The sequence below is a fragment of the Sarcina ventriculi genome (genome assembly GCF_900456775.1).
In the GTDB taxonomy this organism is placed as follows: domain Bacteria; phylum Bacillota; class Clostridia; order Clostridiales; family Clostridiaceae; genus Sarcina; species Sarcina ventriculi.
The window spans coordinates 238,713-253,337 of the sequence record NZ_UAUL01000008.1 but is presented as its reverse complement, the minus strand read 5'-3'; the positions used below and the strand labels follow the sequence as shown (position 1 = coordinate 253,337).

The window sequence follows — 14,625 nt, the reverse complement described above, 5'->3', positions numbered from 1 at the left end:
TCTTTATAATATATTTAAAAAAAGTATATTGTATGATAAATGATATTTTATTACTCACTAACAAAATAAAAAGGCAATAAAAATTGCCTTAAAATTATCTAGCTTTTTAATTTTAATTATCTTTTTTTTCAGTATTAGCCGCTTCTAAAACATCTTTTCTTGAAAGATTTATTCTTCCTTGAGCGTCTATTTCTACAACCTTAGTTAAAATTTCATCTCCTACAGATACAACATCTTCAACTTTGTTCACCCTTGATGTATCTAATTTAGAAATATGAACCAATCCTTCTTTACCTGGTAATATTTCAACAAAAGCACCGAAAGTAGTTATTTTTACTACTTTTCCTAAGTATACTTCTCCAACCTTAACTTCCTTAGTTAATCCTTCTATTATCTTAATAGCATCCTTAACACCTTGAGCTTCCGAAGAAGATACAAAAACTTTCCCATCTTCTTTTATGTCAATCTTAACTCCAGTGTCTTCAATTATTTTATTTATTGTTTTTCCTCCAGCACCAATTACATCCCTTATTTTTTCTGGATCTATTTGCATAACTGATGTTTTAGGAGCATATTTTGAAACTTCTTTTCTAGCTTCTGGTATACAATCTTTTATTTTATCCAAAATCATAAGTCTTGCTTTTCTAGCTCCCATTATAGCATCTCTTATAACCTTTGGTGAAAGTCCAGCAATTTTTGTATCAACTTGAATAGATGTAATACCCTCAACTGTTCCTGCAACTTTAAAATCCATATCCCCAAAGAAGTCTTCTAAACCTTGTATATCTGTTAGAACTTCTTCTTCACTTAAGTCTTCTGAAGTTACAAGCCCCATCGCAATACCTGCTGCTGGTCTTTTTATAGGAACACCAGCATCTAATAAGGCTAATGTACTACCACATACTGATGCTTGTGAAGTTGATCCATTTGAACTTAAAACTTCTGAAACAAGTCTTATAGTGTATGGGAATTCATCTTGTGATGGTATTAATGGCTCTAACGCTCTTTCAGCTAAAGCACCATGACCTATCTCTCTTCTTCCTGGTCCTCTAAGTGGTTTAACTTCTCCTACTGAATATGCTGGGAAGTTATAGTGATGCATATATCCTTTGGATTCTTCTTCACCTATACCATCTAAAATTTGTATTTCACCAATAGCTCCTAAAGTTGCCACAGTCATAACTTGTGTAAGTCCTCTAGTAAAAAGCCCTGTTCCATGAGTCCTTGGAAGAATGTCTACTTCACAAGATATATTTCTAACCTCATCAAATGCTCTTCCGTCTACTCTTTTCTTTTCCTTAAGAAGCATATTTCTTACTATTTTCTTTTGAAGAGTGTACACTACTTCACCTATATCAGAAATGTTTTCTGGATATTTTTCAGAAAATTCATCCATTATCTTAACTTTAACTTCATCCATTCTTTCATTTCTTGTGTCTCTATCAGTTATATTCATAGCTTCTTTTATCATATCAAATGCAAAAGATTTCACTTCTTCTTCTATAACTTCATCTACCTTATATAATTCTGGAACATCTTTTTCTTTTCCAAACATCTTCATAGCTTCTTCTTGAAATTTAACTATGTCTTGACATTTTTCCATACCAAAAGCTATAGCATCTATCATTGTTTGTTCTGGTATTTCATGTCCACCAGCCTCAATCATCATGACTCTTTCTTTTGTAGCACACACAGTTAATTGCATAGTGCTTTCTTCTCTCTCTTTAGATGTTGGATTTAATATAAATTTTCCATTTATTAAACCTACTTGAACTGCTGCAACTGGTGTTGTAAATGGTATTGATGATAAACAAAGTGCCATAGATGCCGCATTTATTGCTAAAATTTCTGGCAAATTATCCTTTTCCACAGATACTACTGTACATACAACCTGAACGTCATTTCTATATCCCTTTGGAAATAACGGTCTTATTGGTCTATCTACAGCTCTTCCATTTAGTATAGCTTTATCTGTTGGTCTACCTTCCCTTTTTATAAATCCTCCAGGTATTTTTCCTACAGAATACAGTCTTTCTTCATACTCAACAGATAAAGGGAAAAAATCTATCCCTTCTCTTGGGTTCTCTGATGCATTGGCATTTGTTAATATTACAGTATCTCCATAGCTCATTAATATAGATGCATTTGATAGCATACCTAATTTTCCAAATTCAACTTTCATATTTCTTCCAGCTATGTTGACTTCATGTACATTATTCATTTAAATACCTCCTTTCGATATTTAACAAGTTTTTTCATTTATTAATATTTCTAAAATAATAGAGCGGCATAACCGCTCTAATAAATTATCTTCTTAATCCTAATTCTTTGATTATAGCTCTATATCTTTCTATATCTTGGTCAGAAAGATAGTTTAATAAGCCTCTTCTTTGACCAACCATCATTAAAAGTCCTCTTCTTGAATGGTGATCTTTTTTGTGAAATCTTAAATGATCTGTTAAAGAGTTTATTCTCTCTGTTAATAATGCTATTTGAACTTCTGGAGAACCAGTATCTCCTTCATGTCTTCCATATTTAGCTATAATCTCTTGTTTTTTAGTTTTATCCATTTTAATACCTCCTAAAATTTAACCCCTATATCCAAGAAATAAGCCGGCACCCTCATATCTTAGATTTAGGTTCTATATGATTATATCAAAAGTGATTTTAGTTGTAAACTAAGTTTTATAAAATTATCTTTTCACTTTGATTTTTAGCAAATTTCTTATCCTTTTCAAGTTGTATTTTAAGTTCATCTAAACTTGAAAATTTCTTTTCATCTCTTATTCTATCTAAAAAATAAACCTTTATATTATTATTATAAATATCTTTATTAAAATCTAATATATTGGTCTCTATTGTAATATTTTTTCCATTTACTGTAGGATTATTCCCAACTGATGTAATTCCTTTATATATCTTTCCTTCAACTTCTACGTTTGTATAATAAACACCTATTTTAGGAATTAATATATTTGTTAAAGGTTTTAAATTAGCTGTTGGAAACCCAATAGTCCTACCTAGTCTTCTCCCCCCTACTACTTCTCCTCTTAAAACATATTCTCTTCCAAGCATTTCATTTGCTTTTTTAATTTCCCCTAAAGATATTAGCTCTCTTATTCTTGTTGAACTCACGATTTCATTTTCAATCGTATAAGCTTCTTTTATATATAATTCAAAATCAAACTTTTTACTAAGAGTTTTTAAAAGTTCTAAATCTCCCTTATTCTTATATCCAAATCTATAATTAAAACCAACTACTATACCTTTTATATTAAATTCATGCACTAGATTTTCTATAAAAGCTTCAGGACTTAATTTCATTAACTTCTCATCAAATTCTTTCAAACATAAAATATCTACTCCTAAATTTCCCAAAACTTCTTCTTTTGTTTTATTATCAAGTAATATCTTAGGAGCCTTATCTTTATTAACAATAGTTAATGGATGATTTTTAAACGTATATACCATACTCTTTCCATTATTTTTGTTAGCTAAATTAATAATTTTATCTATAAGAAGTAAATGTCCCTTATGCATTCCATCAAAACTACCTAGAGCAACATATATATTTTCAGAAATTTTTTCATTTAATTTATCATCAATTAAAATCATAGGTCTCTCCTTTAATTGTTTTTTTCTATAAGTAGCTTTTCTATTTTAAATCCACTATCATCTTTTCTTCCAAGACCTATAAATGTATTTAAATCATCATAAACTCTATATAATTTATTGTTTTTTATAATGTCTTTACACAATCTTTTATCATAAACTCTCACTCCATTTACTAAAAGCTTAGTAAATTTATTATTTACAACTATTTTATCGAATCTACATAAAGCTTCTTCAATTGATATAATTCTTTCTTTTACATTCTCCTCATTAAGATCGTCTATATTTAATCCATTTTCTAATGTAAAGTTCCCATTTTTTATACGACATAGCTTTGTCATTGTAGCACCGACACCTAATTCTTCACCAATATCAAAACAAAGACTTCTAATATATGTCCCTTTAGAACAATATACATCCATACATATTTCATCTTGTATATCTATATTTTCAATCTTATATATTGTTATATCTCTTGCTTCTCTTTTTACCTCTATCCCTTTTCTTGCTAATTCATAAAGCTTTACCCCATTTTGTTTTAAGGCTGAATACATAGGAGGAACTTGCTTTATATTACCAACAAAATTTGAAATAACTCTTATTATTTCTTCTTTATCTACATTAGATGCATCTTTCTCTCTTATTATTTTACCCTCTAAATCATAAGTATCTGTCACTATTCCAAGTTTAAAAGATACCCTATAAGCCTTTTCATTCTCCATCATATAATCTATTATTTTTGTAGCTTTTCCAAGACATATTGGAAGAACTCCAGATGCTTCTGGATCTAATGTTCCAGTGTGTCCAACCTTTTTTTCTTTTGTAATTTTTCTAACCCTTGCTACAACGTCAAATGAAGTCATCCCTGTATTTTTTATAATATTTATTACACCGTTCATTTTTATATCAGCTCTTTCTCTAAAAGTCTAACTATTATTTCTTTAGCCTCTTTAATAGTTTTATCTTTTATCAAGGCACCAGATGCCTTTGTATGACCTCCTCCACCCAAAGACTCTGCAATTTTTCTTACATCTAAATCATTTTTAGATCTTAAACTTACCTTTATTCCTATATCTGACTCTTTTAAAAGAACACTACCCTCTATTCCTTTTATTTGATTTCCCATAGAAATTATATCTGATGAATCTTTAATATTTACTTTAGATTCTTCAATCATTTCTTCTGTAACTTGCATTAATGCTATTTTAGAGTTACATACAAGTTCCATTTTATTTAAAACTAATCCTATTAGCTTTAATTTTTCGTAGGATTTATTATCAAAAACCTTTTTATGAATTTCTTCATGATTTAATCCATTTTCTATTAAATCACCAGCTATATAATGAGTAACCTTTGTTGTGTTTGAGTATCTATAAGATCCAGTATCAGTCATAAGAGCTGTATATATGCATGTAGCTATGTCATTATTTATTTCTACATTCAAACTTAATAAAAATTCATATATTATTTCTGCTGTAGCCGCTGCCTTTACATTTATAAAATTTATGTTTCCATATCTATCATTAGATAAATGATGGTCTATATTTATGATATTACCTTTAAAACTTTCTAAATCAGCAGATATTCTTTCATAATTACCACAATCCACCACTATAACACAATCTGTTTTTTCTACCGGTTTTGTTATTTCTCCAGTTATTTCTGAACTATATGGCAGAAAGCCTAGGTTATCTCCAATTATATCTTTAGAGATAACATAAGCTTCTTTTCCATAAATTCTGATACCTTGAAGTAGTGCAAGAGCACTACCTAAGGCATCTCCATCTGGAGAAACATGATATGTTATAGCAATTTTTTTACTACTATCTATTATATCTTTAATGTCTTTAAACATTTTATTTCTCCTTAATTTTTTGTAATAGACTATCTATACGCATTCCTTTATCAATTGAATTATCTAATTCAAATAATACCTCTGGTGTATATCTTAAATTTATTCTATGCCCAAGTTCTTTTCTTACAAATCCAGCAGAATTTTTAAGAGCTAAAAAAGAATTATTCTTTTCTTCTTCATTATTAGAAAATACACTAACAAAAATTTTAGCATACCTTAAATCTTTAGTTACAGATACACTAGTTACAGATACCATTGCAGTAAGTCTTGGATCTTTTATATTATTTCTAATAATATCACTAACTTCTTTCCTAACTTCTTCGTTGATTCTTCCACCTCTATAGTTAGCCATATAAATCACTCCTTAAATTTTTAAAGTTCTTTTCTCTTTATAGCCTCCATAGTATAAGCTTCTATTATATCTCCCTCTTTTATATCATTAAACTTTTCAAGGCTAAATCCACATTCATACCCTGCATTTACCTCTTTAACATCATCCTTGAATCTTTTTAATGAAGCAAGTTTTGAATCTAATATAACTATATTGTCTCTTATAAGTCTAACATCAGCATTTCTTGTAAGTTTACCTGTTAAAACATATCCCCCAGCTATTGTACCCACATTTGAAATTTTAAATGTATTTCTAATTTCTGCAGTTCCTAAGACAACTTCTTTATATTCAGGATCTAACATACCTATCATAGCAGATTTTACATCTTCTATAGCGTCATATATTATTCTATAAGTTTTAACCTCTACTCCGTCTCTCTCTGCTAAAACCACAGCACTATTTTCTGGTCTTACATTAAATCCAATAACTATGGCATTAGAAGCTGATGCAAGTGTTATATCTGTTTCTGTTATCGCACCTACTGCACCATGAATAACCCTTACCTTTACATCGTCTGTACTAAGTTTTTCTAAAGATCCTCTTATAGCTTCTATAGAACCTTGAACATCTGCTTTTATTATTACTGATAATTCCTTAACTTTTCCTTCTTTTATTTGACTATAAAGGTCTTCTAATGATACTTTGTGAGCCGAATTAAAGTTTTCTTGTCTTTCTTTTTCACGTCTAGCTTCAGCCATTTGTCTTGCAGTTTTTTCATCTTTAACAACAGTAAATCTATCTCCTGCAGCTGGAACTTCTGAAAGTCCTAAAACTTCAACTGGTATAGATGGTCCTGCACTTTTTATTTTTTTACCTGCATCATCAAACATAGCCCTTATTCTACCATAAGTTGAACCAACTATTATTGAATCTCCTGCATGTAATGTACCATTTTGAACTAAAAGTGAAGCAACAGCACCTCTACCTTTGTCTAATTTAGCTTCTATTACTGTTCCTTTTCCTTTTCTTGCTGGATTTGCTTTAAGCTCTAACATTTCTGCTGTTAAAACAACCATTTCAAGTAAAGTATCAATATTTAAATTTTGTTTAGCTGATACTGGGACTGCTATTACATCTCCACCCCAATCTTCAACAACCAAGCCATGTTCTGTCAATTCTTGTTTTATCCTGTCTTGATTTGCTCCTTCTCTGTCTATCTTGTTTATAGCAACTATCATAGGAACATCAGCCGCTTTACAGTGATTTATAGCTTCTACTGTTTGTGGCATTATCCCATCATCTGCTGCCACTACCAAAATAACTATATCAGTAATTTGAGCTCCTCTTGCTCTCATAGCTGTGAAAGCTTCATGTCCTGGAGTGTCTAAGAACGTTAATTTTTGTCCCTTTATATCGACAGTATAAGCTCCTATATGTTGAGTTATGCCTCCAGCTTCAGTATCTGTAACTTTTGCTTTTCTTATAGCATCTAAAAGTGATGTTTTACCATGGTCAACATGCCCCATTACAGTTATTATAGGAGGTCTACTTTCTAAATTTTCATCTTCTATTTCTTCATCTTCTTCAAAATGTTCTTCTAAAGTAGAATCTTCTTCTTTAACATAAGCTTCTATATCATATTTTTCTGCAACTTTTTTAGCTGTTTCAAAATCAATTTCTTGATTCATAGCAGCCATAACACCTAAAAACATTAATGTTTTAATTACATCATTAACTGGCTTGTTTATTTGTTCGGCTAAATCTTTAACAGTTATAGTTTCACCAATTTCTATAACTTCTACATCAACCATTTTTTTATCTTGTGATTCATCGCCTTTTCTTTTCTTTTTATGTTTTTTTACTTTTCCAACTTCCTTATTTAAAATATCTTCATACTCATCCACAATAGTTTTTGAAGTTAATTCTGCTAATTTTCCTTCATTACCAGCTAAAAGTTCTTTTATAAGTTCTGCGTCTTCTTCCTCTATAACACTCATATGATTCTTAACTTCAACATTAAATTCATCCATTAATACTTCTATAAGGTCTTTACTAGATACATTTAACTCTTTAGCTAATTCATATACTCTTAGTTTTGACATATATCCACCTCCGAAAATTTTAAAATGAACTAGTTATTTTCATTATAAGACTTTAGTTTATTAGCCATATTTAAGTTTGTAACAGCTAAAATATTTAATTCATTTCTTCCTACACTATATCCAAGTTCCTGCTTTGAAAACTTATTTATATAAGGAATATTATATTTTAAGCAATATTTTAAAAATCTTTCTTTAGTTCGCTCTGATATATCATTAGATAATACTATTAAATATATACTCTTTTTACCTAACGCCTCTTCGCATTTATTATATCCTTCTAAAATATTGCCTGATCTTTTAACTAAGCCTAAAAAATTTAAAAACTTATCCATTTAGTATCTCTTCCTTTAATTTATTATATATATCGTCAGATATATTTGTTTGAAGATTCTTATTTAACCTTTTTGCTTTAAAAGCTTTTTCTAGACACTCTATGCTCTTACAAACATAAGCGCCTCTACCAGATTTTTTTCCTGTTAAGTCTACTAAAACTTCTTCTTCATTAGTCTTTACAACTCTTATAAGTTCCTTTTTAGGTTTCATCTCCATGCATCCATTACACATTCTCATAGGAATTTTTTTAACCTTCACAGACTCACCTCCTAAAACAAAAAGACTATTACTCGTTATCCTCTAAAGCATTTTCTTCATCTATCTTTTCACTTTCTGCTTTAGATTTACTCTTTATATCTATTTTCCATCCTGTAAGTTTAGCTGCTAATCTTACATTTTGCCCTTCTTTTCCTATTGCTAATGACAATTGAGAATCATCAACTATAACCTTCGCTGATTTATTTTCCTCATCAATAATAACATCTATAACTTTTGCTGGGCTTAAAGCATTTGATATATACTCCTCTGGAGTTTTACTCCATTTTATTATATCTATTTTTTCATTTTTAAGTTCGTTTACTATATTTTGAACTCTAACTCCTTTAGGACCTACACAAGCTCCCATAGCATCTACTGCTTCATCATTAGAATGAACAGCTATTTTCGTTCTAGACCCTGCCTCTCTTGAAATACTTTTAATTTCAACTACACCTTCATATATTTCAGGAACCTCAAGTTCAAAAAGTCTTTTAACAAGTCCTGGATGTGTTCTAGAGCATAATACTGATGCACCCTTTGATGTTTTTTTAACTTCTACTATATAAAGTTTAAGTTTTTCATTAAACACATAACTTTCTCCTGCCATTTGCTCATTAGGTCCTAATATTGCTTCTATTCTTCCTAAATTAACAAAAACATTTCCTTTATCTTTTCTTATAACTGTTCCTGTCATAATGTCAAATTCTTTTTCAGCGAATTCATTATATATTATATTTCTTTCTGATTCTTTAATTCTTTGAATTACCATTTGTTTTGCAAGTTGTGCAGCAACTCTTCCAAAATCTTTAGGAGTAACTTCTATTTCTGCAATATCATCTAATTGAAATATTGGATTTATTGCTTTTGCATCTTCTAAACTTATTTCAGTTATATCATCAAATACTTCTTCAACAACTAATTTTTGAGCAAATACCTTTACTTCCCCTGTTTTAGGTTCTCTTTTAACCTTTACGTTTTGAGCTGCAACACCAGCGTTTGAATAATTCTTTTTATATGCTGCAATTATAGCTTCATCAATAGTTTCTAATAGCGATTCTGCGCTTATTCCTTTTTCTTTAACTATTTCACTTAATGCTCCTAGAAATTCTTCGTTCATTTTTAATAATCCTCCTTAAATTATATTTCACCCTCTAGATTAGCACTTTTTATTTTATCTTTAGGAACATTAATTTCATTTCCTTCAACTTCTAGTACTATTACATCTGTTTTATTATCTTTTAATATACCTTGTATATTTTTATTTCCATCTATAACCTTTGTGAAAACAATTTTTACATTACTGCCTAAAAATTTATTAAAATGCTCATCTTTATACAGTTTTCTATTTAGTCCTGGAGATGATACTTCTAAATAATATGGATCTTTTATAGGATCCTTTTCATCTAAAAGTTCACTTATTCTTCTACTTACAGTTTCACAATCATTTAATGATATTCTACCATTTTCTTTATCTATGTATAATCTTAGATAATATTCATTGTTCTCTTTAACATATTCTATATGATAAAGTTCATAATTCAAACTATTTATTATAGGTAAAAACATCTCTTCTAAGTCTAAAAGAAACTTTTCTTTTTTCATTATATTTTGTTCCTCCTTATTAAATTTTGTTATATTATACCCTATTTAACGACATACAAATCAAGAGTATGGAAAAACGCAACTTATAAATTATATAGTTGCGTTACAAACAGAAAGAGCGGGTTTTAACCCCACTCCTTAACTTCTTAATAGTAAAACTTATATTATTATAATATCATAGTTAAGTTTATATTACAATAGCATTTTAAAACTAACCAAACAAACTTAACTGATTACTCTCTTGCATTCCATTTAAACATCCATGTATACTCAACGTTTCTATTACTGTTTTTGATACTTTTGCCCTTATTCTTAAATCCTCTTTAGATATAAATTCCCCATTTTCTCTACATTCAACAATACTTTTAGCAGCATTTTCTCCAACTCCTTGAAGGGCATTTATAGGAGGTCTTATACCATCTTCCTCTATTTTAAATTTAGTTGCTTCTGATTTGTAAATATCTACTTTTAAAAATTTTAAACCTCTCTTATACATTTCAAAGGATAATTCTAAAATAGTTAAAAGCCCTTTATCTTTTTGTGTCAAATTATTACCTAATGAATACAATTCATCCATCTTATTTTTTATAGCTTTTTCTCCTTTACATATAAGCTCTGCATCAAAATCATCAGCTCTCACCGAAAAATATGTTGTGTAATAGGCTTCTGGATAATAAACTTTAAAATATGCTATTCTAACTGCCATCATAACATAAGCAACTGCATGCCCTTTTGGAAACATGTATTTTATCCTTTTACAAGATTCTATATACCAATCTGGTACTTTGTTTTCTCTCATTACCTTTTCATCATCCTCACTTAACCCCTTACCTTTTCTAACTTTCTCCATTATGGTAAAGGACATTTTAGGAGGAACTCCTTGATACATAAGATAAACCATAATATCATCTCTTGTAGCTATACAATCTTTTAATGTTGTATAGCCTTCCTTTATAAAATATTGCGCGTTATTAAGCCATACGTCTGTCCCGTGTGAAAGTCCTGATATTCTTACTAAATCTGCAAAAGATTTTGGCTGTGTGTCTAAAAGCATCTGTCTTACAAATTTCGTTCCAAACTCAGGAAGACCATAACTTCCAACTTCACACTCTAATTCCTCTTTAGTTACTCCTAATGCATCTGGTTTTGTAAAAAGACTTATGACCTTTTCATCATTTAAAGGTATAGTTTTAGGATTAACTCCAGTTAAATCTTGAAGCATTCTTAAAACAGTCGGATCATCGTGTCCTAATATATCTAACTTTAATAATCTACCACTTATAGAATGATAATCAAAATGAGTTGTTACTATATCTGATGTTGTATCATCTGCTGGTCTTTGAATAGGACAAAAATTAAATATTTCATTATCATTTGGAACAACCATTATCCCACCTGGATGTTGTCCTGTAGTTCTTTTTATCCCTGTACAACCAATAGTCAATCTCTCTATTTCAGCATTAGATACTACTTTATCCCTTTCTTGAAGATACTTTTTAACAAATCCATAAGCAGTTTTTTCAGCAACCGTTCCAATTGTTCCTGCTTTAAAAGTATATCCTTTTCCAAAAAGTACTTCTGTATATTTATGAACTACTCCTTGATATTCTCCCGAAAAGTTTAAATCTATATCAGGTTCTTTATCTCCTTCAAACCCCAAAAAAGTTTCAAAAGGTATATCATGACCATCTCTTATATATTCACTTCCACAATCTGGGCACTTTTTATTTGGAAGATCTGCTCCCGAGCTCACCGAACCATCTAAGAAAAATTCAGATTTTTTACAGTTAGGACATACATAATGTGGTGGTAAACCATTTACCTCTGTAATTCCAGACATTGTAGCTACAAAAGATGATCCAACTGAGCCTCTTGAGCCTACCAAGTAACCATCCTCTAAAGATTTTGCAACTAATTTTTGTGCTATAAGATATAAGACTGCATAGCCATTATTTATTATAGAATTTAATTCTTTATCTAGCCTTTTTTGAACAACCTCAGGTAAATTATCTCCATAAATAGAATGAACTTTATCTAAAGTCATTTTTCTTATATCATCCTCTGCGCCTTCTATTTTAGGAGGATAAGTTTCATCCGGAATTGGCTTTATAACATCTATCATATCAGCAATTTTTTGAGTATTATAAATAACAACTTCCTTTGCTATATCCTTTCCAAAGTACGAAAATTCTTTAAGCATTTCATTTGTAGTTCTAAAATATAGAGGTGGTTGATTATCAGCATCACTAAACCCCTGTCCTGCCATAATTATTCTTCTAAACACTTCATCTTTTGGTTCTAGAAAATGAACATCACAAGTTGCAACAGTTAATTTTTTCATCTCTTTCCCCAAATCATAAATTTTTTTATTTATTTGTTTAAGTTCCTCCTCATCTTTAACACTTCCATTTCTTATAAGATGAGCATTATTTTCTATTGGTTGTATTTCTAAATAATCATAAAAAGATGCTATTTCTTTAATTTCATCATCTGATTTTCCTTCTAAAACTGCCTTATAAACTTGCCCAGCTTCACAAGCTGCACCAATTATAAGTCCTTCTTTATATTCACTTATAATACTCTTTGGAAGTCTTGGTCTCTTAAAGAAATAATCTAAGTGGGCTTTTGATATCAATTTATATAAATTTTTAAGACCTACTTGATTTTTAGCCAATATTATTATGTGATACGTTGGCTGTTTTTTTATATCAACATTATTTAAAAATTCCTTATTTAAAGATTTTATATCATAAATTTTTTTCTCTTCTTCTAGTTTTTTTAAAGATATTAAAAGTATATCTGCAGTCGCTTTAGCATCATCTACTGCTCTATGATGATTTTCTAAACTTACACCTAAATGTTTCGCAACCGTATTTAATTTAACTCTTTTAAGTTCTGGATACAAAAATCTAGCTAGAGGTACAGTATCCATTATTGGATTTGTTAATTTATCAAGTTTTAAATTTTGTATGTTCTTATTTATAAAAGACATATCAAAATTAGCATTGTGGGCTACTATAACACTTTCTCCTATAAATTTTATAAATTCTGGCAAAATTTTATCTATAGTTGGTTCATTTTCTACCATCTCATCTGTTATTCCAGTAAGCTCTGTTATTTTATATGGAATTGAATCTTGAGGATTTACAAAACAACTAAATCTGTCTATTATTTCATATCCCTTAATTTTCACTGCACCAATCTCTATTATCTTATCATTTTTGCTTGAAAATCCTGTTGTTTCTATATCAAATACCACAAATTCATCTGAAAATTTTGCATCATTCTCATTTATTACAATAGGTGTTCCATTATCAACTAAATATCCTTCCACCCCATATATAACTTTTATATTATTTTTTTTCGCTGCAATTTGAGCATCTGGAAATGCCTGTACTACCCCATGATCTGTTATCGCAATTGCTTTATGACCAAATTTAGCTGCCTTTTCAATTATTTTACCAACAGAAGTTATACCATCCATACTACTCATATTAGTATGAAGGTGAAGTTCTACCCTTTTTTCTTCTGATGTATCCATTCTTTCTGTTTTAGTCATTTTAAATACATCCCTTGCCATTATTACTACTTCCTTAGCATAAGGATCCATTATAGCTTCTCCTCGAACTTTACAATAAAGACCTTTTTTTATATTTTCTAAAACTGTTTCTTGATCTTTAGGCTTTATAAAACATTTAACCGATATAGAACTACTATAATCTGTTATAAAAAATGTTAATATTATTCTTCCTGTTTTAGTTTCAAATATTTCTGTTTTAAATACTTCTCCAACCACCGTAACTATTCCAGAGGTATCATTTATACTTTCAATTAAAACAGGCTCATCTTTAATATTTCTGCCCAAAATATTATTTTCACTCTTTGGCTCACTCTTTCTATCTTCATAAGTGTATTTTGGCTTTTTATCTTCTTTTTTTACTTCTTTTGGTTTAGAAATTTCATTTTTAATTTGTGTGTTTGATAAAGCATTTTGAACAATTTTTAAATTTTCATTTAATTTAATTTTCTCATAATCTTCTATTTTCAATGATTCATCGTATTTGAAATTGATTTTAACACTTATTCCAAATAGAGTTTTTATTTTATCTACTATTTCTTCTTCTATTTTTTTCTTTTTTATAAATTCACACAAAAAATTTATTCCACTTGATATTTCTATATAATTTTTTTCTATACTCCTTTTTGAATCCATTAAAATTCCTTTTAAAATAGGATGTTTGTTAATTATTGTTTGTACTATATCTAACCAATATTTATTTATAATTTCATCTAAAGACAAACTAGATGCATCTATATAGCAAAGTATCTCTATATCTATATTCATTTGCAAAGTTTCTAATATGTATTTTTTTATAAAATCTTCCTGTTCTTTAGATATATTCTTATCAGATTTTATAAGTATTCTTAAAATATTGTTTTTCTTTAAAAGTTGGAATTTGTGTATAGAAAACTCTAAATCCTCTAATTCCGCTTGAGAACTCAAATATTTATTCATTTTCCCTATAAACTCT

General features: G+C 29.2%; 12 protein-coding genes. All 12 read right to left on the bottom strand.

Annotation, left to right across the window (positions count from 1 at the left end):
* Positions 1-112 precede the first annotated feature (112 nt).
* A complete protein-coding gene (locus tag DR020_RS07890; RefSeq protein WP_112365662.1) occupies positions 113-2,221 on the bottom strand; it encodes a polyribonucleotide nucleotidyltransferase in 2,109 nt (702 codons plus the stop codon).
* Positions 2,222-2,306: 85 nt separating this feature from the next.
* Positions 2,307-2,570, bottom strand: coding sequence for a 30S ribosomal protein S15 (rpsO, locus tag DR020_RS07885; protein ID WP_082412286.1), 264 nt, complete (start codon positions 2,568-2,570; stop codon positions 2,307-2,309).
* A 115-nt stretch (positions 2,571-2,685) separates the two neighbouring features.
* On the bottom strand, positions 2,686-3,615 hold the full coding sequence (locus DR020_RS07880; RefSeq protein ID WP_055257150.1) for a bifunctional riboflavin kinase/FAD synthetase: 930 nt from the start codon (positions 3,613-3,615) through the stop codon (positions 2,686-2,688).
* 11 nt (positions 3,616-3,626) lie between these two features.
* Entirely contained in the window at positions 3,627-4,511 is an 885-nt protein-coding gene (truB, locus tag DR020_RS07875) for a tRNA pseudouridine(55) synthase TruB (RefSeq protein ID WP_055257151.1), read from the bottom strand.
* Positions 4,512-4,513: 2 nt separating this feature from the next.
* On the bottom strand, positions 4,514-5,467 hold the full coding sequence (locus DR020_RS07870) for a DHH family phosphoesterase (protein ID WP_112365661.1): 954 nt from the start codon (positions 5,465-5,467) through the stop codon (positions 4,514-4,516).
* Between the two features lies 1 nt (position 5,468).
* Positions 5,469-5,819 carry a 30S ribosome-binding factor RbfA gene (gene rbfA, locus DR020_RS07865; RefSeq protein WP_112365660.1) on the bottom strand — a complete coding sequence of 117 codons (351 nt, stop codon included), beginning with the start codon at positions 5,817-5,819 and terminating at the stop codon, positions 5,469-5,471.
* Positions 5,820-5,839: 20 nt separating this feature from the next.
* Entirely contained in the window at positions 5,840-7,900 is a 2,061-nt protein-coding gene (infB, locus tag DR020_RS07860; RefSeq protein WP_055257154.1) for a translation initiation factor IF-2, read from the bottom strand.
* A 29-nt stretch (positions 7,901-7,929) separates the two neighbouring features.
* Complete coding sequence (locus tag DR020_RS07855) at positions 7,930-8,232, bottom strand: ribosomal L7Ae/L30e/S12e/Gadd45 family protein (protein ID WP_055257155.1); 303 nt, start codon at positions 8,230-8,232, stop codon at positions 7,930-7,932.
* On the bottom strand, positions 8,225-8,491 hold the full coding sequence (gene rnpM / locus DR020_RS07850) for an RNase P modulator RnpM (protein WP_055257156.1): 267 nt from the start codon (positions 8,489-8,491) through the stop codon (positions 8,225-8,227). The genes DR020_RS07855 and rnpM overlap by 8 nt, the downstream gene beginning before the upstream one ends.
* Before the next feature lie 28 nt (positions 8,492-8,519).
* Positions 8,520-9,608: a transcription termination factor NusA gene (gene nusA / locus DR020_RS07845; protein WP_055257157.1), complete on the bottom strand. Its 1,089-nt coding sequence runs from the start codon at positions 9,606-9,608 to the stop codon at positions 8,520-8,522.
* A 20-nt stretch (positions 9,609-9,628) separates the two neighbouring features.
* Positions 9,629-10,093 (bottom strand): ribosome maturation factor RimP, encoded by a 465-nt coding sequence (rimP, locus tag DR020_RS07840; RefSeq protein WP_055257158.1) that lies wholly within the window; start codon positions 10,091-10,093, stop codon positions 9,629-9,631.
* A 211-nt stretch (positions 10,094-10,304) separates the two neighbouring features.
* Positions 10,305-14,609, bottom strand: a complete 4,305-nt coding sequence (locus DR020_RS07835; RefSeq protein WP_174208900.1) for a PolC-type DNA polymerase III — start codon at positions 14,607-14,609, stop codon at positions 10,305-10,307.
* Positions 14,610-14,625: the final 16 nt, after the last annotated feature.